We start from the raw sequence: 22,081 nt of genomic DNA on the forward strand, positions 1-22,081 counted from the left end.
CAACATACTTCGAAGTTTTTTCAAATCATGGTTTATGATCGTTCTAAAAGTAAAAAGCCAGCAATAGATGCTGGCTTTTACTTATATCAATTAACAGTAATGATTATTTCGTTAATTCTTTTAGTTTCTGTTGTTGGTAGTATTTTGCATCAGCTGTAATTGGTTTGCTTTTACCCGTTTGTAGCCATTGCTTAATACGGCCAGCATCACCAATAGGTGTTAGTTTGCCTTGAGAATCTAACATAACCATCAGGATTCTCTTACCATCAATCGTTGTTACCATACCTAAGCAACGACCAGCTTCATCAAGGTAACCTGTTTTCGTTAAGTTAACCGTCCACTTTTTACCACGTGCTAGGGCATTTGTATTCGTGTAGCCAAGTTTGTAATTAGGTTTACCAAAGTAAGCAGTATGCACTGGTGATGTACTGTACTTACGAATTTCAGGGTATTTGTAAGCAGCGCGTACCATCTTAGCAACATCTGATGCTGTCGAGTGGTTATGGGGATCAAGGCCTGAGCTATCAACAAAATGGGTATTGGTCATACCTAAAGATTTAGCTTTACGGTTCATCGCTTTAATGAATGCCTTGTAGCCACCAGGATAGTTTCCTGCAAGTGTCGCTGCTGCTAGGTTTTCAGAGGACATTAAAGCAATATGAATTGTCTCACCACGACTTAGGGTAGAGCCCATACGAATACGTGTATATGTATTGTACATGCGTTCTTTATCAGTAGGAGTAAACGTTAGTTTTTCGTTTAGTGGGAGTTTTGCGTCAAGTGTTACCATCGCTGTCATTAACTTAGTTAATGAAGCAATTGGCATTTTTACATTAGAATTTTTTTTGTACAGCGTCTTTCCTGTACTAAGGTCTATCACATAATTACTGACTGATGCCGTTTGTAACTTATTAGGATCTAGCTTGCTGGTGTTGATGCTAGCCATGGAAGAGAAGCTAATACTAGCAAGAGTAAAAAACAGAATGAAAGCGTTACGCACAACGGCTCCTTGAAAATGCAAAGGGAAATAATAACAGTATTGTTAATGTCGCTATTGTTGACTTAACTTATGCTGTTAGGCAAGTCATGTTTATGTAAATAGGCCATTTATTTGTACCAAAATTATCTATGAGTAAACATTTGTAATTAAACATTATTCAATAAAATTAAAAGAGACCGAATAGTATAAATAATAGCTGTAATCTAAATAATGGCTATCAGTTCGGAGTGTGTGAAATTTATTCTATGATTGCATATTTTTTTTTTTGATTTTGGATTTCTTTGATTAGATAGTTAATGCTGGTGGATGTATAACAGTGTCTTTGTTTTTTTGATTGCATTTGTGTGATTGCTTAAAAAGTAGATACACATTAAACATAGGGTAACGTTGATTGAGTTATTAGATTTCTTGTCTCAAGTGCAAATTTGAAGAGTGTTGTATAGGGCTTAAAGATCCACATAGACATCCCTGAAATAATATAAAGGAATGTGATCCATAGATGATATATATATCTTCTGAAATAAAATTAACACTCGAAGGGTGAAAAACGCCGTTCAACTGGTTAAGATGTTTGAAAATTCGATTAATAGGACTAACTATGCTTGCTCGTTGCTTACTTATCGCTTTCGTTTCACTGACGTCGCTATCATCTTACGCAACAATTGACGATTCAGATTTAAACGATATTAAAAATAGTATTGAAAAGTCACAAGATACAATGCATTACGTTCGTACTGTATCTGGTTCGATCCCTGTACCTATGCCAAAACACAATGAAGATAAACCAGCTTATAGTTACTATGAAATCGTCTCTTATGATATTTATAATAGTCAAGGTGGAAAGCGTATGATCCAAGCGGTAATCACAAACCATTCCGGTGGTGGTATTGCACTTAAACCTAAGCAGATCAAAGCGTATTTCAGTAATAATACCTATGTTGAACCGACACGAATTGAGCAAAAGGGTAAATTTGCGCAAGGTGAAACAAAGTCAGTGACCTTGTATTTTGGTGAAACAGACGCTTCTATTATCGGTTTGCTTACTCGCTCTTATTAATTCGCTTAAGCTAATAGTAATGCGGTTTTAAACTGAATGAAAAAAGCCCTGATAATCATCATGTATTATCAGGGCTTTTTATTATCCATCTTATTTCAAGGATTGGTTATTAGCGGGTGACTGACTCAGTTAGCACTCCATACCTGTTTTCCTGTACGAGCGAAGTTATAACCACCGAGTTCTTTACCATGAGCTTGAACATCTTCCTCTGAAATCGCTTGCAGTAATTGTTGTTGAAGCGTTCTGAAGTAAATGTTTTTTGGAATCACCAATTCAAACGCTTCAGTACATAGAGGAATAAAGCCTAAACCAAACTCACCCGCTGTACTTTGACTAGCACAACCCACATCAGCTTGACCGCGAGCAATGGATGAAGCTAATTCACGTTCACTGTTAAACACATCTGATTGATTAAGCATTGAGAGGTTATAAGCGTGACCGTGTAACCACTCTTCTAACGCACGCATGCTACCTGCACCTTCTTGACGTAGTGCCCAGCGCCAGCGAGAAGATAGTAATTCAGGCAGTTGGATAGATTTTGAATTTACCGCTTCTGCTAACTCTTTACTGACCACTAAGCCTTGTTCACGTTCAAAGGCATGGACTAATACCCAGTTCTTATGCCCTTGGTATTGTTGTAATAGCGCGGGGTGACGCAGGCTAGCTTCTTCAGCATTTCCCCAGTGAATGGCACACATATCAACGTGGCCTTTACTTAACATGGCTAAGCCTTGTCTTGTGCCCGTTGAGGTATAACCAACTAATGCGGTACTGCCTAATTGGTTCGCCATCTTACCTACCACCATTTGTAATAGTGGATCGTCTGAGCCTGCAATTAATAAGCGATCGGTTAACACGCCGTTATGGCAAGATTCTAATAGCCATTTATCCAACATTGCTTTAGGAAATAACCATTTACCTGTCACTTTTGTTGCTGGAAGTAAGCCATCGTTAGCAAGGGCATACACTTTCTTCTCATTAAGATCTAAATATTCCGCGACAAGCTTCGCGTTCATGAATTCTGGAAACTCAGCCATTAGTTTTGCTCTTTATAAGAAGAAGGTTGCTCTGTTTTATTCGATTGCTGAGAGGCATTCGCACCTTTCACATCAAGAATAAGATTCTGACCGCCATTATAAACTTGGAAACGATGACCTTTAGCGCGGGCAATCATTGTGATACCGAGCTTCTGCGATAATTCATAGCCCATTTGTGTTGCACCAGAGCGAGATAGAAGTACGGGAATACCCATCTGTGCGACTTTAATTACCATCTCTGAGGTTAAGCGCCCTGTGGTGTAGAAAATCTTATCTTCGCCAGTTTCACCTTTTAGCCACATTTCACCGGCTAGGGTATCAACGGCGTTATGGCGACCTACATCTTCGACAAACGATAATATCTCTGTATTACGGCAAACGGCACAACCATGAACGGCACCTGCAGCCTTGTACGTTTCATTGTGGTGAGTTAGCGCTTCAAGTAACCCATACAACATAGATTGCTTTATTTGTACTTGCGGTAGTGTCACGTTTTCTAGCTTTTTCATGACGTTACCAAACATAGTGCCTTGACCACAGCCAGAGGTAACGGTTTTTTTCTCTAATTTCTTTTCTAAGCCATTGGTATTTTCACGGGTGATCACCGCAGCTGAATTGGTATCCCAATCAATAATCACAGATTCAATGGCATCAATATCTTCGATAAAACCTTGGTTCTTTAGATAACCGAGCACAAGTGCAGAAGGTCGTTCACCTAGAGTCATCAGGGTAACGATCTCAATCCAATTTAAATAAACCGTTAGGGGATGTTCACACGCAATTTCTTTGGTTTGAAGATCACCGTACTCATCCATGATCTCCACAGACATTGTCTGCTTAACGGCGGATTTAGTTTTTATAATTTTAGGGAGTTGGCTCATTAGGATATCCAGTGGTTACAAGAAACGTATCGAGATTTCAAATAAGTCCGTAAAAATACACTCAATGATACTAAGCTCAATAGGTAGCGTTAAATGACATGTATTAAGGCAAATAAGTTTGTCTCTAACGCCATAAAGCAAATATTGTTCCATAAATTATATTTACAGATTGAAAGAGGCTACTGGTTGCCATTATTGGCTATGTTTTGATTTATATTTCGCACTTGGTCTAAATTTTGCTTAATACGGACGAATATTCTCAACATACCGCTATAGGCGAGTATGTAAAAAGCAAGATGTAAGGAGTAATTGTGCCAGAACAAGTAAAGCTAGAAATAAAGAAAGATGAAAGCATTTGGCCTATTTATTTTCGACTTCAAGCAGAAGAGAGACAAGTTGGGCGTTGGACTACATACGCATGGACGATTGAAGATCTTTGTTTGAATGGTGAAGAAGACTCAAATGTAGCACTTGCGGAAATCGGTGCTGGTAATTACATACTGCCGTTAGAATTATTTCGTGATGAACGTATGGAGTATCGCTTTAACTTAAACGCACAAGACCCACATTTATTTTTTGTTTGTGCTGAAGAAGATGAACAACTCAAACCTGTATTAATGACGGCAGCTCAAGGTGTTGCAGCCCGATATATGGATGGAGATTATGTTGTTCTTCACATTCAAATCCCATTACCTATTCAAGTCTGGATGGAAGCGTATCTTGGGCGACACGGCGAATTAGAAGAGTGTAAACGTCGAGGCGGTGGCAAAGGTAAAAAGCAGAAAGGGCGTTCAAGTGGCAACTAATTTTTTTCAACGTTGGTCTCAAAGAAAATTAACCAAAACAGAAGATGAATCTGTTGATGAGACATTAACTCTCGAAAGTGCTGAAACGGCCCCTGAACAAGATGTAGTTGTTACCGAAAATACGGCTTCAAATGCAGATGTTATTGAACCTATTGAAACGGATAAAGCTTTAGATAATCAATTAGATAAAACTGATTTGGTCGCTGATGATATCCCTGATATTGCACTGACGCATGATGATGTATCAACCGTGACTTATGATTCTGGCGTTGCATCGTTTATGAAAGAATCGGTTGAAAAATCAGTTAAGAAAGCAGCATTACGTAAGTTATTTCATTCAGAAGAATTTAATTATATCAGTGACATGGATGATTGCACTGAAGACTTTAGCAACATCCCAACGTTAGATCCTGCCATTGCTTCTCAAATGCGTGGTTGGGTAAATCAAGCGGTAGAGAAAGTAACTGATATGGTTGAAGATTTAAGCAGTGAAACGATGAACAACTCTGAGTTAGACAATAAGGCTGAACAGTCTGAATTAGCACTAACAGCAACAGAGGAAACATCCTTAACTTCTCAAGATACTCTCCAGTTAACAATACCTTCATCTACGGATAATGGTGCTGAGGATGAAACTAACCCTACAACGGTTTCTCCAGTGAAAAATTCAGCACAAGACATTTAAATTTATAGAGTGAGACAAAAAGGGAACTAAAACCTTATTAATTGTTGGGACATTTTGGCGCGGTGGGTCTTTTGCGCTAGGACAAAATGTCTCAATGCTGGTGGGTGTAATTATCCACCTCCGACTTTAGTTCCTTTTAAGTCATTTTATTCCGTGAAAAGTTGGATCGGTTATTGCTCTATATAGGTAAGAAGAAGCAAAAAAACGAAAGTCAGAATTTATTGTAGAAAAACTTTAAAGCATAACTTCGTTACTTCTTCAATCGGCACTGACTAGCGGTGACGGGCAAACAGGAATAAGAATGTTAAAAAGTACACTAGAAGCATTTTCTGATACAAACGGTAAAGCACGTGCTGCTGCAATTAATGGCACAGTAGAGCTAACAAATTTAATCCCGCCTACGGTTACTTATGAAAGCCGTGGGGATTTATTGATCGTGGGTACTCAGGAAAACATCATTGCACTTGCTGAACAGTTTTCAGAGCTTAATAGCGTAACTTTGCTGTCAACTGATGCAACAGGCGAAAAGTTAGGCTTGTCTAATCTTTACTTTAGCCAAGACATATCAGCAAAAGGTTACCTTGGCGCGTTTGAAGTGACATGTCAGGTTGCAGGTCAACTAACAAAAGCAAATTTAGCAAAAGTAGCTATTGGTCGTGACTGTTTTGATTTGATCTTAGATATGACAGAAAACGGCATTATGTCGTTAGAAATTCCTGCTCCGGGTTATTACGCGGTAGGTAGTCGTAAAGATAAACTGGCTCAGCTGGTGGAAGATCTACCGGCTATGATGGGGACTTTTGATAAACCTAAATACTTTCGTCTAAATCCTGATCTCTGTGCGCATTCATCGCGTGGTGTTTCAGGTTGTGATCGTTGTTTAGATGCATGTCCTGCTGGCGCACTAAGCAGTGATGGGGTAGAAATTGCGATTGATCCTTACCTTTGTCAGGGTGTTGGCACATGTGCTACAGCTTGTCCAACAGAGGCGATCACATACGCATTACCTGATCCTCAAAATACGCAAAACTTTGTTCATCGTGTTCTTACTCGTTATAAGCAAGAGGGCGGTGAGAAACCAACATTACTTTTGTACGGTAATCGTGATGAAAAAGCGGTGACTGATGCATTAGCAACGTTTCCAAGTTCAGTTATTGCGATTGCATTAGAAGAGCTTGCAACTGTTGGTGTTGATACATGGTTTAGTGCATTGGTTTATGGTGCGCATCAAGTTCTTCTTGCGACTAACACAAAATATATTCCAGCCACGATTGATCGCGTTTTATCGAATGAGCTTGCTATGGCTCAACGTTTCTTAACGGAAATGGGTTATGACGCTGATCGTATTTGCCTGTTTGATTTTAGTGATGTTGATAACTTTGTTTCTTATGACGATGCACTAGTTTCTCCTGTTACAGAGGCTTTAACTGGCTCTAAACGTGAAAAACTATTTTCTTCACTTGAAATGCTTTACACCGAAGCGAGTACAAAACCAGAACAATCTTCCGTTGTAGAAAAAGCGCCTTATGGTTCTGTTTCATGTGACACAACGGATTGTACGTTATGTATGAGTTGTGTAGCAGTTTGTCCAACTCGCGCTTTACATGCCATTGGTGATCGTCCAGGACTTCTATTTATTGAAGAGGACTGTGTTCAATGTGGTATGTGTGAAAAAGCATGTCCTGAAAAAGTGATTTCATTAGAACCTCGTTTTAATTGGGATTGTCATGCTCGTAAAGAAGCACGTCTTGTTCATGAAGAGCCTGCTGCTTGTTGTATCAGTTGTGGAAATGCATTCGCGCCAGCGTCTATGGTGAAAATGTTAACTGAAAAACTTCAAGGACACTCTCACTTCCAAGGTGATGCTATTCGTCGTTTATCCATGTGTGAAGATTGTCGTGTTCGCGATATTTTCGAACAAATGGAAAAAGATCCAGAAAGTCAGGCTCGAGTTTAAGGAACGAAGATGGAAACAATTGCTATGAGCCCAGCTCAAACGTCATTGAATGAAGACGCAGTACTTCGTATTGAAATTTATAACATGCTTGCACATTTATTTCGTCAAGCGCCTGATCAAAATGTATTGAATTTTTTGGCTGATATAGATGTTGATACGGCGAATAAACCTCAACAATCTACTATGTCTGCTGCTTGGCCTTTACTGAAACTTGCAGCACAAAAGAGTATGCCACTTGCAGTTGAAGAAGAATATCAAGATGTCTTTATTGGTATTGGTCGCGGTGAAGTTGTGCCTTTTGGATCATGGTACTTAACAGGTTCATTAATGGAAATGCCTCTGGCTTATCTTCGACGAGATCTTAAACAATTAGGATTTGAACGTGATGAGTCAGTGAAAGAACCGGAAGATCATATTGCGGCTTTGCTTGAAGTTATGGCAATGCTAGTTGAAGGCGGCGATGAGCACCTTCAAAAAACGTTCTTTAATCGTCACTTAGCTGAGTGGTGTGAAAAGTTCTGTACCGATGTTAAAGCTGCTAACAGTGCTGTTTTTTATACCGCTGTTGGTGAGCTTGCTTTGCAGTTCTTAACTGTAGAGAAAACACGCTTTTTAGAATCAAAATAATCCCTATACGTTGCTTGCAACGGTTTGATTCAAAGCAATAAAACTAAGGCAAAAACCCATCGTAACTTATTTTAGTGACGATAAAGGAGCAAACTTTATGAGTGAGCAAAAAACCAATGAAAGCCGTCGTCAATTGTTGAAAAACATTGGCTTAACAGTGGCTGCTGGTGCTGTTGCTGCTGGAACGACAACAGTAGTTCAAGCTGCTGAAAAGTCAGAAGAGAAAAAAACAAAAACAACTAAAGGTTATCACGAGACCCAACACATTCGTGATTACTACAACACTTTGTAAGGCGGAGCTCTAAATGAAACTTACTAAACGTTCCGATAAAGTGAGCAAGGTAGAAAACCAGCTGGGTATTTCTCGACGTTCTTTTATTCGTAATACATCTCTAGCTGCTGCTGGTGGCATTGCAGGGGCAAGCATGTTTGCTCCTGGTATGATGAAAAAAGCAGAAGCTGCATCTGAAGATGTATATGACGCGCCTAAAGTGGTTAAACGTACTATTTGTTCACACTGTTCAGTGGGTTGTGGTATTTACGCAGAGACGCAAGACGGTGTGTGGACTCATCAGGAACCCGCTTTCGATCACCCTTTTAATGCTGGTGGACACTGTGCGAAAGGCGCAGCACTTCGTGAACATGGTCACGGTGCACGTCGCGTAAAATACCCAATGAAGCTTGTTAATGGCAAGTGGAAGAAACTGAGCTGGGAACAAGCTTTAGATGAAGTTAGCCAGCAAGTGCTTAAGATCCGTGAAGAGTCAGGTCCAGATTCTGTTTACTTCCTAGGCTCTGCGAAGCATAACAACGAACAAGCTTACATGTTCCGTAAAATGGTTTCTATGTGGGGCTCTAACAACGTTGACCACCAAGCGCGTATTTGTCACTCAACAACAGTGGCAGGTGTAGCGAACACTTGGGGTTACGGTGCAATGACTAACTCGTTAAACGACATGCATAACTGTAAGTCGATGTTATTCATTGGTTCAAACCCAGCAGAAGCTCACCCAGTAGCAATGCAGCACATCCTTATCGCGAAAGAAACTAACAGCTGTAAGATTGTGGTTGTCGATCCGCGCCGTACACGTACTGCGGCAAAAGCAGATCACTACGTTTCTTTGCGTCCGGGTACTGACGTTGCTTTTGTATGGGGTGTGCTGTACCACATTTTCAACAATGGCTGGGAAGATAAAGAATTCATCCGTCAACGTGTTTACGGTATGGACGAAGTTCGCGCAGAAGTGGCGAAATGGAATCCAAAAGAAGTTGAGCGCGTAACTGGCGTGCCAGAAGCTCAAGTTTACCAAACAGCTAAAATGTTGTCTGAAAACCGTCCTGGCTGTGTTGTTTGGTGTATGGGGGGGACTCAGCATACAACAGGTAACAACAACACACGTGCTTACTGTATCCTTGAACTTGCACTTGGCAACATGGGTAAATCAGGCGGCGGTGCAAACATCTTCCGTGGTCACGATAACGTACAGGGTGCAACAGACTTTGGCGTGCTTTCTGACAACCTACCTGGTTACTACGGTCTATCTGAAGGTGCTTGGAAACACTGGGCGCAAGTGTGGGATGTAGACTACTCATGGCTACAAGGTCGTTTCGACCAAAACACTTACAACGGCAAAAAACCAATGAACAGTGCAGGTATTCCTGTTTCTCGTTGGATCGATGGTGTTTTAGAAAACAAAGATAAGATTGAACAGCGCGATAACATCCGCGCCATGTTCTACTGGGGTCACGCTGTAAACTCACAGACTCGTGGTCCTGAAATGAAAACTGCGATGGAAAAACTGGATATGATGGTTATCGTTGACCCATACCCAGGTGTTGCTGCTGTAATGAATGGTCGTACAGACAATGTATACCTATTCCCAGCGACTACGCAGTTTGAAACATACGGCTCAGTAACGGCAACTAACCGTTCTATTCAATGGCGTGACCAAGTTATTGAACCGCTATTTGAAGCGAAACCTGACCACGAAATCATGTACCTTCTTTCTAAGCGTCTTGGTTTTGCGGATCAATTATTTAAGAACATTAAAGTTGAAAACAACCGCCCACACATTGAAGACATCACACGTGAATTCAACAAAGGTATGTGGACGATTGGTTACACAGGTCAAAGCCCTGAGCGTCTAAAAGAACACCAACAAAACTGGCATACATTCAACCGTACTTCTCTTGAAGCGATTGGTGGCCCAGCGAACGGTGAAACTTACGGTCTACCTTGGCCTTGTTGGGGTACGCCTGAGATGAAACACCCAGGTACACACATTCTTTATGATACATCTAAGACTGTGGCACAGGGTGGCGGTAACTTCCGTGCACGTTTCGGTGTTGAGCACAATGGTGTAAGCCTACTCGCTGACGATAGCTACTCATTAGGTTGTGAGCTAGAAGATGGTTACCCAGAGTTTACCGCTAAGATGCTGAAGCAACTTGGTTGGTGGGACGATCTAACAGCAGAAGAGAAAGTGGCTGCTGAAGGCAAAAACTGGAAAACTGATCTTTCTGGTGGTATTCAGCGAGTAGCGATTAAACACGGTTGTATTCCTTACGGTAACGCAAAAGCACGTACTGTTGTTTGGACATTCCCAGATGCAGTGCCTATTCACCGTGAGCCACTATACACACCACGTCGTGATCTTCTTCCTGAGTACCAAACTTGGGATGATAAGGCGCACTTGTTCCGCTTACCAACACTGTACAAGTCAATTCAAGACAAAGATATGTCGAAAGAATACCCAATTATTCTAACGTCTGGTCGTCTGGTTGAGTATGAAGGTGGTGGTGAAGAAACGCGTTCAAACCCATGGCTTGCAGAGCTACAACAAGAAATGTTTGTAGAACTTAACCTAAAAGATGCAAACGATCGTGGCATTAAAGATGGCGAGATGGTTTGGGTTGAAGGTGCAGAAAAAGGCCGTATTAAAGTGAAAGCGATGGTAACCCCACGTGTTCGTGAAGGCTTAGCATTCTTACCATTCCACTTCGGTGGTGAATTCGAAGGTGAAAGCCTACGTAGTCATTACCCAGAAGGTTGTGCTCCTTATGTTTCTGGCGAAGCTGCTAACACAGCAACGACATACGGTTACGATCCAGTAACTCAGATGCAAGAAACAAAAGTCACCCTTTGTAACATCACTAAAGCGTAAGGAGTCATCAAATGGCACGTATGAAATTTCTTTGTGACTCTAAGCGTTGTATTGAATGCAACGGTTGTGTGACAGCTTGTAAAAATGCTAACTCAGAAGCAGTAGGCTGGGGTATTCAACGTCGTCGCGTTGTGACACTAAACGACGGTCTTCCAGGTGAAACATCTATTTCTGTTGCTTGTATGCACTGTAGTGATGCGCCTTGTATGGCGGTTTGTCCAGCAGATTGTTTCAGTCAAACAGAAGACGGCATCGTTCAGCACGATAAAGATCTTTGTATTGGTTGTGGTTACTGTCTATTTGCTTGTCCGTTTGGAGCGCCTCAGTTCCCTAAACAGGAAGCGTTCGCAGAGCGTGGCAAAATGGATAAATGTACTTATTGTTCTGGCGGTCCAAATACTGAACCTGGTTCAGAAAAAGAGCGTGTACTTTACGGCGCAAACCGTATTGCAGAAGGTAAGTTACCAATGTGTGCATCTATGTGTTCGACTAAATCATTACTTGCAGGTGATGCTGAGAAGATTTCTGAAATCTTCAGCAAGCGCGTTGTTGCTCGTGGTGCAAAAGATGCCGGTTGGGCAAGTACTGAAGATCTAGCGTACGACGCAGCAAAAGTACGTAAAGCGTAATTGTCTTTATTTGGGCTTAACATAGGTGTTGAGCCCAAATATTGGATCTCGGATGTAACAAATTTCTGTTCAAATTGAGCAGGCAGGAGCTTTAATGACTAAGCGAATTCAATGCTGGTTAACGGTATTCGTTACCGCATTAATGGTTGCGTTTTCTGTCCAAGTGATGGCAAATGAAGCCACTACAACAACCAGTAGCGAGCAACTTGGCGAATCTATGGTAAAAAAAGAAGTCATAGGTTTTGCGGGTGCTGATTATTGGCGATCGGTCAAGGATGGCGAAAAAGGGTATACAACATCAGGTTGGCCTGAGCACGATGTGTTGATCAGTGTTCCGGGGCAAACATGGTATATCTTAAAAGAAAAGTGGATGTCACCACTTGGTGCGATGGCTATTTTTGGTAGCCTTGTGATGGTGACGCTAGCATACTTTATTGTAGGTCCTCTTAAATTAAGTAAGCCTAAAACAGGTCGTAAAATTCAGCGTTGGAGCCGGATGGATCGTGCTCTACACTGGAGTTTAGCATTCACATTTTTAACGTTAGGTTTTAGCGGTTTAACTCTTGTTTACGGTAAACATTTTATTAAACCTATCGTACCAACAGAAGTGTGGGGCTGGATCATTTACGCAGCGAAACAATACCATAACTATATGGGACCATTGTTTGCAATCATTCTTCTTTTCGTTGTCGTTAAATGGTGGCGTAAGAGTATCTTCAGTAAAGTTGATATTGATTGGTTTAAGAAAATGGGCGGTATGGTGGGCAAGCATAAAGGCTCACACCCTAAAGCTGGCTTCTCAAACGGTGGTGAAAAAGCACTGTTCTGGTTACTTGCCTTCTTTGGTGTCTTCATTGTGGTGAGTGGCTTTGTTTTAGATTTTCCAATTTTCGACCAAACGCGTCGACATATGGAATTATCAAATCTAGTACACATGATTTCAGCACTTATTCTGATCTGTGGCTTTATTTTCCACATCTATATTGGTTTATTCGGTATGGAAGCGGGTCTTGACGGCATGGTAACTGGTGAAGTTGATGAAACGTGGGCGCGTGAACACCACAGCGAATGGTTTGAAGAAGTAAAAGATCTTCCTGAAAACCAACCAGGATATAGTGAATCACAACAGCATGAAGTGAAGAGTAAACCTTCGTCTAATGCATAATCATAGTTAGTGATTTTTAAAACCGACATTCGTGTCGGTTTTTTTTATACCTAATATTCGAGCTTAATGTTTTTTGTTACTTATCGCTATTCATTTACTCTGTTAAGCTTTTGTACAATAAAGTAAAATACTACTGCTAATAATGTCAATAATAAAACATTGAAAAGGATCAATTGATGAGGACTAAAGCAGGATTTACCCTGATTGAAGTTGTTATTGTTATAGTCATTCTTGGCATCCTTGCTGTTACTGCGGCTCCCAAATTCCTCAATATTTCTTCAGATACTTATCGCGCCAAACTACATGAGCTGAAAGGATCGATGACTGAAATATCACGAATTATCTATGGAAAAGCTGTAATGCAAGGCGATGAAAATGATATTACTGGCAGTAAAAAGATAGAGGGGATAGCTATCTGGAATGGTTACCCGAAAGGTAATTATGCCGGTATTGGTAAGACAATTGTTGATTTACAAGATAATTGGGCTGCTAATCAAGATACATCGATATCAAACCAACCAGGCTATCGAACTTATGTTATGACATTTATGAAAAAAGTGTCGAAAAGTGAGTCTGATAGTGTTGAAAAAATTAAAGCGACAAATTGCTATTTAAGTTACAAAGAAAATAACACTGGTGATGAGCCTATTATTACAATTATTGATTCAGGTTGCTGATCTAACAGTGATATTGAAAGCTCATTTACACGGTTTTGTAGGGCGAAATCACGCATAATTAAGAACCTAGATTGTTAGGGTTAAATTCTATGTATTTCAGTGCTATAAAGGCACTATAAATACCGAAATAAAGGATGTTCATATGCTTTTCCCCTACAAAAATATCGTTGTACTTACGGGTGCAGGTATCTCGGCTGAATCGGGCATCCGAACTTTCCGTGCCGCTGATGGCTTATGGGAAGAACATCGTGTTGAAGATGTTGCAACACCTGAAGGCTATTTACGAGATCCTGAGCTTGTGCAACGTTTTTATAATGCTCGTCGAGCTCAGATCGAGAATGGCTCTGTAGCCCCAAATGCTGCGCATATTGCACTTGCTAAGCTTGAACAAGAATTAGATGGTAACGTGACAATTGTTACGCAAAACATTGATAATTTGCATGAGAGAGCTGGGAGCAAAAATGTCATTCATATGCATGGCGAGTTATTAAAAGCACGATGCTGTGAATCAGGACAAACAGTTGAATGGCATGGTGACTTAACGACCAGTGATCATTGTCATTGTTGTCAAATTCCTGCACCGATGCGACCAGATATTGTATGGTTCGGTGAGATGCCAATTGGAATGGATAGAATTCATGATGCAATTGTGAGGGCAGATTTATTCATTTCTATTGGTACATCTGGCAATGTATATCCAGCAGCTGGATTTGTACATGAAGCTGCCTTACAGGGCGCTCATACGATTGAATTAAACCTTGAGCCAAGCAACGTAGAAAACGAATTTGAAGAGAAACGCTATGGTAAAGCTTCTGAATTAGTGCCAGCTTATGTAGAAGAAATATTATCTGCTTAATAAGAAAAGCCTCACATTTGAGGCTTTTTTATTATGAGAACAAAAAGTGAATATTTTTATCGACTAATTAAGATATATCGTAAACGTGATAACCTTTTTGTAATAAGCATTGGCGAATTACGAGTCCTTTTTTGTTTTTTTCGTCTTTTGCTGCTTCATTAGATCCTGTTATGTACCCGCTAGCTGCACCAACAGCAGCACCTATTACAGTCTCTGTTACGGGATCAATCGAATCGATATGAGATGTACCATACGTTAAGTGATCATGCGAATCGATATCAGATGTACCAAACGCTGATGCGCCTGCTAGAGTACCTATTATTACATCTCTCTTTTGTGTTGCTGCTGTCATTTTAGGTGTTTTAACACTATCAGCAAAACGGTTGCAGTAATCGTAATCTTTTTGATATTGAGCTGTATCGACACCATTCATGTCAACGACAAGCTCTTTATCGACAGGGGTCAATGGAGCACTACAAGCTGAAAGAGTTGAAACAAATAAAACAGGGATTAAAACATTGAATTTAAAGGATCTCATAGTCTCACAAGGGTTATCTTAAACTGTTGTTATAGCCTATAGGTATACTTCTGAATCCAACCTGTATGAATAAAATGTTACAAAGAACGATTGATGCGTATTAATTGTTATGAATTCGGTAGTGATTGATAATAATTGTTCGCCAGATTTAAGCTTTTGTAAGTACTCTTCGTGCACTTTAGCCACAGGACCAACACTGTTTTGCCATTCACCAGCATCCATTTCAGACTGTAGTGGGTAGATGTTTGGATCGTTAGCAAAAATGTGTTCGGCTAAATAATTAAGATGGTAACGTGACCATTGTTACGCAAAACATTGATAATTTGCATGAGAGAGCTGGGAGTAAAAATTCCATTCATATGCATGGAGAGCTATTAAAAGCACGATGCTGTGAATCAGGACAAACAGTTGAATGGCACGGTGATTTAACGACCAGTGATCATTGTCATTGTTGTCAAATTCCTGCACCGATGCGTCCAGATATTGTATGGTTCGGTGATATGCCAATAGGAATGGATAGAATTCATGATGCGATTGTGAAGGCTGATTTATTCATTTCTATAGTTACATCTGGCAATGTATATCCAGCGGCAGGATTTGTACATGAGGCTGCTTTACAGGGCGCTCATACGATTGAATTAAACCTTGAGCCAAGCAACGTAGAAAACGAATTTGAAGAGAAACGCTATGGTAAAGCTTCTGAATTAGTGCCAGCTTATGTAGAAGAAATATTATCTGCTTAATAAGAAAAGCCTCAAATTTGAGGCTTTTTATTATTAGTACGAAAAGATGATTATCTTTATCGACTAATTAAGATATATCGTAAACGTGATAACCTTTTTGTAATAAGCATTGGCGAATCACGGATGACTTTTTGTGTTTTTCATCTTTAGATGCTTCATTAGAGCCCGCTACGTATCCGCCAGCCGCACCAACAACAGCACCTAATGCAGTCACAGCTCCTGGATGTTTTATCGTATCGTAATTATCCGAATCGTAAGCCCCTGCACCAAACGCTGTTGCACCTGCTAGAGTGCCAATTACTACATCTCTCTTTTTTGTTGCTGACGTCATTTCAGGTGTTGTAACACTATCAGCAAAATGGTTGCAGTAATCGTAATCTTTTTGATATTGAGTAGTGTCGACACCATTCATGTCAACGACGAGTTCTTTATCGACAGGGGTCATTGGGGCGCTACAAGCCGAAAGGGTTGATACGAATAAAACGGGGATTAGCGCTTTTAATTTTTTTGACATTATAATCTTATAACTTATATCTGAAATGGTTGTTATAGGATATATAAGTAAACTGAATCATTACTGTATGAATGAAATGTTACAGCTCATGAATGGTTTATGAGCATTAATGTTAATTCGTAAGTGATTGATAATAAAAAACCGAGCACTATGCTCGGTTTTTTTATATAGTTAATAAGTAACTATTACTCGCCAGCTTTTAGCTTTTGGAAGTACTCTTCGTAAACTTCAGCCATAGGACCAACGCTGTTTTGCCATTCACCAGCATCCATTACAGATTGTGGTGGGTAGATACTTGGATCGTTAACAAAGTCTGCAGGCAGTAACTTTTTAGCAGCAGCAACTGGTGTTGGGTAACCAATTTGTAATGCGATTTTAGCTGCAATATCAGGACGAAGTAGGAAGTTGATCATCTTGTACGCGTTATCAACATTCTTAGCATTCTTAGGTATTGCAATGCTATCCATCCAGAAGATTGCACCTTCTTTTGGCCATACAATATCGATTGGGGCGCCGTCTTTACGTGCCATGTAAGCAGAACCATTCCATAACATACCAAGAGATGTCTCACCTGCCATGTAAGGGTTTGCAGGGTAATCTGAGTTAAATACTAATACGTTTGGCATTAGTTTTTTCAGTTCTGCATAAGCGGCTTTAATTTGCTCAAGATCTTGTGTATTACCGGAGTAACCAAGTTTACGTAATGCAATCTGGAAGACTTCACGCGCATCATCCATCATCATTAGCTGACCTTGCCATTTAGGGTCCCATAGATCTGCCCAGCTAGTGATTTTAGACTTGTCGATCATGTCAGTATTAACACCGATACCTGTTGCACCCCAAATGTATGGAATAGAGTAGTCGTTGTTAGGATCAAAAGGTTTATTTAAAAAGTTAGGATCTAGACCTGCGAAGTTTGGAATTTTCGAATGGTCAATTTTTTGCAGCATACCTTCTTTACGCATTTTAGCTACGTAGTAAGTAGAAGGAACAACAAGGTCATAACCTTTATCGTAGGTCTTTAGCTTGGCGTACATCGTCTCATTCGATTCGTAAGTCGAATAAATAACTTTAATGCCTGTTTCTTTTGTAAACTCTTCTAAAACATCTGATGGGATGTATTCAGACCAGTTGTAAAAGTACAGCTCATTAGATTTATTGTTATCATCAGCAGTAGCAACGTTCGAAAACATTGACATTGCACATGCAGCACCGGCCATTAATAAAGACCATTTTTTCATTGTGTTAGCTCCTAACTAAACAGGATGTCGAGAGTGTTCTCTAGCGGTATTGACCGCTTCTCCTAATTGGTTGTCAACGCATTAGACATGCGTAAACAGATGTTGGTCATAAAACAGAGTTATTATAGCAGAGATTATTCGTCGACCGCATCACAAAACAAGAGAAATTTGTCTGTTAAATTCCGCTATCGTATTGATTAATAACAAACATGATAAGTAAAACCTTAGAAAAGAATACAACTAACCATGTTTATTAATAAATACCAAATATAAAAAAAGCTGCCAATGGCAGCTTTCTATTATGTTTATTGATCTGCTTTTAATTCAAGGAAATAATTTTCGTAACGGATATTCATGTCACCGACTGAATCTTGCCACTCACCACGATCTAAATCAGCTTGTGGTGGGAATAGAGTTGGGTCATTTTTATATTTAGCGTTAGATTTTTCTACTGCCGTTAGGTAACCGGTTTGCTCTGAAATTTGAGCGGCAATATCAGGGCGAAGTAGGAAGTCGATCATCTTATGTGCTGCTTCTACATTCTTCGCGTTTTTAGCTATTGCTAAACTATCAACCCAGAAAATACCGCCTTCTTTTGGCCAAACCAGTTTAATTGGTAAACCTTCTTTCTGTGCAGCAGCTGCTGAACCATTCCACAGCATACCTAGACCCACTTCACCAGCAAGGTAAGGCGCTGCTGGGTTATCAGAGTTAAATACCAGTACGTTTGGCATCAGTTTCTCAATCTCTGCTTTTGCTTCGTCAATTTCTTTCGGGTTAGTTGTGTTGCCTGAGTAACCAAGCTTACGTAATGCAATATGGAATACTTCGCGAGTGTCGTCCATTAGCATTAATTGACCTCTAAGTTCAGGATTCCATAAATCTGCCCAGCTGTCGAAATCTTCTGGGTCGTACATATCAGTATTAACCGCAAGACCTGTCATTGCGATTACGTGTGGGATTGAGTAATCGTTATTTGGATCAAAAGGTTTATCTAAGTAATTCTTATCAAGCTCGGTAAAGTTCGACAGCTTTGATTTATCAATTTTTTGCAACATACCTTCATCGCGCATTTTCGCAACAAAGTAAGTTGATGGAACGACCAGATCGTAACCTTCAGGGTGGGCACGAAGTTTTGCATACATGGTTTCATTCGACTCGTAAGTCGAGTAGATCACTTTAATACCTGTCTCTTTCGTGAATTGCTCACGAAGCTCAGTAGAGATATACGGCCCCCAGTTCATAAATACTAACTGTTTGTCTTTCTCTTCTTCTGAAGCAAAAGCATTAAAACTTGCTGAAAGTAGGGCTGTACTAATAACAAGAGATGACCATTTTTTCATTCGAGTGTCTTCGTAGTGAATGCGATAAAAAGTGGCCGAAATTTAGAGCAAGTTTCCGTTTTTAGATAGCAAAAAAGTGTTTAAAAATGTTACAGGGGAATATGTTTAAAGGTCATTGGATCATAAGTAAAAAAATGGCTAACTGAATACAGTTAGCCATTTAGTATGAGCTGTTGTTGATGCTTACTTTATTTTGTCTCGAGCCAGTAATTGTGAACAAATAACCAGAACAAGAGAAACAATCAACATCACTGTCGCTAGGGCGTTCACCTCAGGTGAAATACCGACCTTAACCATTGAGTAAATCTTCAATGGTAAGATTTCGTAAGTTGGACCCGTTACGAACGAGCTTACAATTACATCATCTAGCGATAGGGTGAAGCTTAGGAGCCAGCCAGCAGCAACTGCGGGTTTAGCCAATGGTAGGATAATCTGCTTTAAGATAACCCACTCACTAGCGCCTAAGTCACGTGCTGCTTCAAGCATTTTCACATCAAAGCCTTTTAATCGGCTATAGACTGTTACAACAACAAAAGGTAAACAGAATGTGATATGAGAAAGCAATAGCGTTAAGAAGCCTAAGTTAGCACCCAGTAGTAAGAACAGTGCAAGTAGCGAGATTGCCATTACGATGTCTGGAGACATCATAACGAGAAATAGCATACCTGATACAAACTTCTTACCTTTAAAGTTATAACGAAACAGAGCAACGGCCGTTAAACTACCAATTAGGGATGCCGCTGTTGCAGAGAACACTGCGATAGTGATCGAGTGTCCTGCCGCTTGCATTAAACTGTCATTATTAACCAGTTGCTCATACCATTTAGTAGTAAAGCCACCCCATTTCATACCGAATTTGCTTTCGTTGAATGAGTTAACAATCAGGATAATGATAGGGGTATATAAAAATGCATATACCACTGACATAAAGCTAAATTTAAACAAGCGTCCCATTATTCAAGCTCCACTTTTTTGTTCAGCAACTTACCTGCACGGTAGTAGGCATACAGCATAATTGCCATTGCTAACGTAAGGGCAATACTTGTTGCAGAACCAAATGGCCAATCTCGCGCGTTTAAAACCTGACTCTTAATAACATTACCAATCAGTAAGTTCTTCGCGCCGCCTAAAAGGTCAGAAACATAAAACATACCTAGAGCAGGCAGTAATACCAATAAACAACCAGCAATAACACCAGGCATTGTTAGTGGGAAGATCACTTTAATAAAGGTTTGAACCTTATTTGCGCCCAAGTCGCGTGCTGCTTCAATGTAGTTATTATCAAGCTTTTCGATAGCGGAGTAGAGTGGTAGCACCATAAATGGTAGCAAGATATACACTAAACCGATCATTACTGCGTACTCGGTGTACATAATACGCAGTGGCTTATCGATAATATCGAGGTACATTAATGTGTTATTTAAAATACCACGCGTACCTAACATCAGTTTAAGGCCATATGTACGAATTAGAGAGTTAGTCCAAAATGGTACGATAACCAAAAACAGCATAAATGGACGCCATTTCTCTGGCATTTTTGCTATGGCATAAGCAAAAGGGTAACCAATTACTAAACACAGAATTGTTGCTGTGATTGCCATGTAAAAAGAGTGCCAAAGTACTTTTGCGTACAGTGGATCAAACAGTCTTTCATAGTTATCAAACGTGAAGACCATTTTGATTAGATTTGCATCATCACGAGTTAGGAAGCTGGTTCCTATAATCATTAAGTTAGGTACAAATACAAACAGTACTAACCAACTAACAACTAACGCGATAATGAAATTCTGTAAATTAAACTTCTTGCTCATCAGCGAGTACCACTTCCCAACTTTCAATCCAAGTAATGGCAACTTTTTGGTCAAGAGAGTGGTCTACGTCAGGGTCATCTTCGTTGAAGAATTCGCTAACCATCACAGACTTGCCAGACTCTAACTGCACCACAGAATCCAATGTCATACCTTTATAGGTACGTTCACGAACATAACCAATAATGCCGTTAGTTTCGTCACCGTTATGGATCTCTTCGATAAGAATGTCTTCAGGTCGAAGTAATACTTTTACCTTATCACCAACATTCACATCTAAATCACAGTGGATCAATGAATGGCGACCTTCAACATCAGCCATGATACGTTTTTCGTCTAAACGCTCTTTAACTGTTGCATCAAATACGTTGATTTCACCGATAAAGTGGGCAACAAATAAATTAGTTGGTTCTTCATAAATTTCACGAGGTGAACCATCTTGCTCAACGTGGCCATCGCGCATAACAATGATGCGATCAGACATAGATAAGGCTTCTTCTTGATCGTGTGTTACGAAAATAAAGGTAATGCCTAACTTACGCTGTAGTTGTTTCAACTCAAGCTGCATTTGTTTACGTAATTTGTAATCAAGTGCAGACAGTGATTCATCAAGTAAAAGAACTTTTGGTTTGTTTACAACAGCACGAGCAATCGCAACACGCTGTTGCTGACCACCTGACAGTTGATGAGGTTTACGAGGGGCAAATTTTTCAAGTTGCACCATACGCAATGCTTCCATTACACGCGGTTCAATATCACTCGCGGGTACTTTTTGCATGCGTAAACCAAACGCGACGTTCTCAAACACTGTCATATGTGGGAACAGTGCGTAACTCTGAAACACCGTGTTTACTAGACGTTGTTCAGCAGGAATGTCTGTAACATCTTTGCCATCAATAGTTATCTGCCCATCATCGGCAGTTTCAAATCCAGCAATTAGACGAAGTACTGTGGTTTTACCACAGCCTGATGGACCTAGGATGGTTAAAAATTCACCATTATTTACGTTTAGGTCCAAACCTGAAATGATCTGCTTACCGTCAAAGCTTTTGCTAAGACCCTTCAGCTGAATGACAGGTTTCTGAGATGTTTTTTCAGCGTTCAATTCTACGTTATCTCCACCCTGGGATTATTTGGTTAAATCCCAACATTTTGGCTTTAAAATAAAGGGCGCATGATAGACCTGTAGTCTTTCAAATTAAAGCGTTTTTTCACTAATTTTAATGCAAAGATGTAATATTTTTCATCGTTAAGTAGTGAAATCCCTTATATGGTGTCAGTCACTTTATCGATTTTATAAACAATCTTTTACTTACATGTTGGTAATATGATTATTCAAAAAACTATCGTTAT

At 40.0% G+C, this 22,081-nt stretch carries 21 protein-coding genes and 1 pseudogene; 12 read left to right on the forward strand and 10 right to left on the reverse strand.

Annotated features, from left to right (window positions below):
- Positions 1-103: 103 nt before the first annotated feature.
- The gene (gene pbpG / locus CTN01_RS17740; protein WP_045131720.1) at positions 104-1,000 is read right to left on the reverse strand and encodes a D-alanyl-D-alanine endopeptidase; all 897 of its coding nucleotides are present in this window, start codon (positions 998-1,000) and stop codon (positions 104-106) included.
- Between the two features lie 598 nt (positions 1,001-1,598).
- Between pbpG and CTN01_RS17745 the strand changes: the two genes are divergently transcribed.
- Positions 1,599-2,057 carry a hypothetical protein gene (locus tag CTN01_RS17745; protein ID WP_045147704.1) on the forward strand — a complete coding sequence of 153 codons (459 nt, stop codon included), beginning with the start codon at positions 1,599-1,601 and terminating at the stop codon, positions 2,055-2,057.
- Positions 2,058-2,182: 125 nt separating this feature from the next.
- Here the strand turns inward: CTN01_RS17745 and CTN01_RS17750 are convergent, their stop codons facing one another.
- Complete coding sequence (locus CTN01_RS17750; RefSeq protein ID WP_045147702.1) at positions 2,183-3,094, reverse strand: helix-turn-helix transcriptional regulator; 912 nt, start codon at positions 3,092-3,094, stop codon at positions 2,183-2,185.
- Positions 3,094-3,975 (reverse strand): formate dehydrogenase accessory sulfurtransferase FdhD, encoded by an 882-nt coding sequence (gene fdhD, locus CTN01_RS17755; RefSeq protein ID WP_045147700.1) that lies wholly within the window; start codon positions 3,973-3,975, stop codon positions 3,094-3,096. Before fdhD ends, CTN01_RS17750 begins: the two co-directional genes overlap by 1 nt.
- A gap of 311 nt (positions 3,976-4,286) precedes the next feature.
- Here fdhD and CTN01_RS17760 point away from each other — a divergent pair, with 311 nt between their 5' ends.
- The 10 genes from CTN01_RS17760 (at position 4,287) to cobB (ending at position 14,541) form a co-directional block, all read left to right on the forward strand.
- Positions 4,287-4,781 carry a DUF3305 domain-containing protein gene (locus CTN01_RS17760; RefSeq protein ID WP_045147697.1) on the forward strand — a complete coding sequence of 165 codons (495 nt, stop codon included), beginning with the start codon at positions 4,287-4,289 and terminating at the stop codon, positions 4,779-4,781.
- The gene (locus tag CTN01_RS17765; RefSeq protein ID WP_045147696.1) at positions 4,771-5,466 is read left to right on the forward strand and encodes a DUF3306 domain-containing protein; all 696 of its coding nucleotides are present in this window, start codon (positions 4,771-4,773) and stop codon (positions 5,464-5,466) included. Before CTN01_RS17760 ends, CTN01_RS17765 begins: the two co-directional genes overlap by 11 nt.
- A gap of 301 nt (positions 5,467-5,767) precedes the next feature.
- Positions 5,768-7,423: a 4Fe-4S binding protein gene (locus tag CTN01_RS17770; RefSeq protein WP_045147694.1), complete on the forward strand. Its 1,656-nt coding sequence runs from the start codon at positions 5,768-5,770 to the stop codon at positions 7,421-7,423.
- A gap of 9 nt (positions 7,424-7,432) precedes the next feature.
- Positions 7,433-8,050 carry a TorD/DmsD family molecular chaperone gene (locus CTN01_RS17775; RefSeq protein WP_005367775.1) on the forward strand — a complete coding sequence of 206 codons (618 nt, stop codon included), beginning with the start codon at positions 7,433-7,435 and terminating at the stop codon, positions 8,048-8,050.
- A 97-nt stretch (positions 8,051-8,147) separates the two neighbouring features.
- A complete protein-coding gene (locus CTN01_RS17780; RefSeq protein WP_045147692.1) occupies positions 8,148-8,342 on the forward strand; it encodes a twin-arginine translocation signal domain-containing protein in 195 nt (64 codons plus the stop codon).
- Positions 8,343-8,355: 13 nt separating this feature from the next.
- The gene (locus CTN01_RS17785) at positions 8,356-11,214 is read left to right on the forward strand and encodes a formate dehydrogenase subunit alpha (protein ID WP_045147690.1); all 2,859 of its coding nucleotides are present in this window, start codon (positions 8,356-8,358) and stop codon (positions 11,212-11,214) included.
- 11 nt (positions 11,215-11,225) lie between these two features.
- Positions 11,226-11,843 carry a formate dehydrogenase FDH3 subunit beta gene (gene fdh3B / locus CTN01_RS17790; RefSeq protein WP_005367779.1) on the forward strand — a complete coding sequence of 206 codons (618 nt, stop codon included), beginning with the start codon at positions 11,226-11,228 and terminating at the stop codon, positions 11,841-11,843.
- Positions 11,844-11,937: 94 nt separating this feature from the next.
- Positions 11,938-13,008 (forward strand): formate dehydrogenase subunit gamma, encoded by a 1,071-nt coding sequence (locus tag CTN01_RS17795; protein ID WP_045147688.1) that lies wholly within the window; start codon positions 11,938-11,940, stop codon positions 13,006-13,008.
- Positions 13,009-13,184: 176 nt separating this feature from the next.
- Positions 13,185-13,685, forward strand: coding sequence for a prepilin-type N-terminal cleavage/methylation domain-containing protein (locus tag CTN01_RS17800; protein WP_045147686.1), 501 nt, complete (start codon positions 13,185-13,187; stop codon positions 13,683-13,685).
- A gap of 142 nt (positions 13,686-13,827) precedes the next feature.
- Positions 13,828-14,541, forward strand: coding sequence for a Sir2 family NAD+-dependent deacetylase (gene cobB, locus CTN01_RS17805; RefSeq protein ID WP_045147684.1), 714 nt, complete (start codon positions 13,828-13,830; stop codon positions 14,539-14,541).
- A gap of 67 nt (positions 14,542-14,608) precedes the next feature.
- Here the strand turns inward: cobB and CTN01_RS17810 are convergent, their stop codons facing one another.
- A complete protein-coding gene (locus CTN01_RS17810) occupies positions 14,609-15,079 on the reverse strand; it encodes a glycine zipper family protein (RefSeq protein WP_045147683.1) in 471 nt (156 codons plus the stop codon).
- A gap of 284 nt (positions 15,080-15,363) precedes the next feature.
- Between CTN01_RS17810 and CTN01_RS17820 the strand changes: the two are divergent.
- Positions 15,364-15,822: pseudogene (locus CTN01_RS17820) on the forward strand (Sir2 family NAD-dependent protein deacetylase); the annotation flags it as partial.
- A gap of 67 nt (positions 15,823-15,889) precedes the next feature.
- Here the strand turns inward: CTN01_RS17820 and CTN01_RS17825 are convergent.
- From CTN01_RS17825 to potA, 6 genes are all read right to left on the reverse strand, one after another.
- A complete protein-coding gene (locus CTN01_RS17825) occupies positions 15,890-16,336 on the reverse strand; it encodes a glycine zipper family protein (protein WP_045147678.1) in 447 nt (148 codons plus the stop codon).
- A gap of 185 nt (positions 16,337-16,521) precedes the next feature.
- Complete coding sequence (potD, locus tag CTN01_RS17830) at positions 16,522-17,577, reverse strand: spermidine/putrescine ABC transporter substrate-binding protein PotD (RefSeq protein WP_005367797.1); 1,056 nt, start codon at positions 17,575-17,577, stop codon at positions 16,522-16,524.
- Positions 17,578-17,882: 305 nt separating this feature from the next.
- Positions 17,883-18,920, reverse strand: a complete 1,038-nt coding sequence (locus CTN01_RS17835) for an extracellular solute-binding protein (protein WP_045147677.1) — start codon at positions 18,918-18,920, stop codon at positions 17,883-17,885.
- 183 nt (positions 18,921-19,103) lie between these two features.
- Positions 19,104-19,874: a spermidine/putrescine ABC transporter permease PotC gene (potC, locus tag CTN01_RS17840; RefSeq protein ID WP_045084112.1), complete on the reverse strand. Its 771-nt coding sequence runs from the start codon at positions 19,872-19,874 to the stop codon at positions 19,104-19,106.
- Positions 19,874-20,731: a spermidine/putrescine ABC transporter permease PotB gene (potB, locus tag CTN01_RS17845; protein WP_045128969.1), complete on the reverse strand. Its 858-nt coding sequence runs from the start codon at positions 20,729-20,731 to the stop codon at positions 19,874-19,876. Before potB ends, potC begins: the two co-directional genes overlap by 1 nt.
- Complete coding sequence (gene potA / locus CTN01_RS17850; RefSeq protein WP_045147675.1) at positions 20,715-21,833, reverse strand: spermidine/putrescine ABC transporter ATP-binding protein PotA; 1,119 nt, start codon at positions 21,831-21,833, stop codon at positions 20,715-20,717. The genes potB and potA overlap by 17 nt, the downstream gene beginning before the upstream one ends.
- Positions 21,834-22,081: the final 248 nt, after the last annotated feature.

The sequence above is a fragment of the Photobacterium angustum genome, assembly GCF_003026365.1.
GTDB lineage: Bacteria > Pseudomonadota > Gammaproteobacteria > Enterobacterales > Vibrionaceae > Photobacterium > Photobacterium angustum.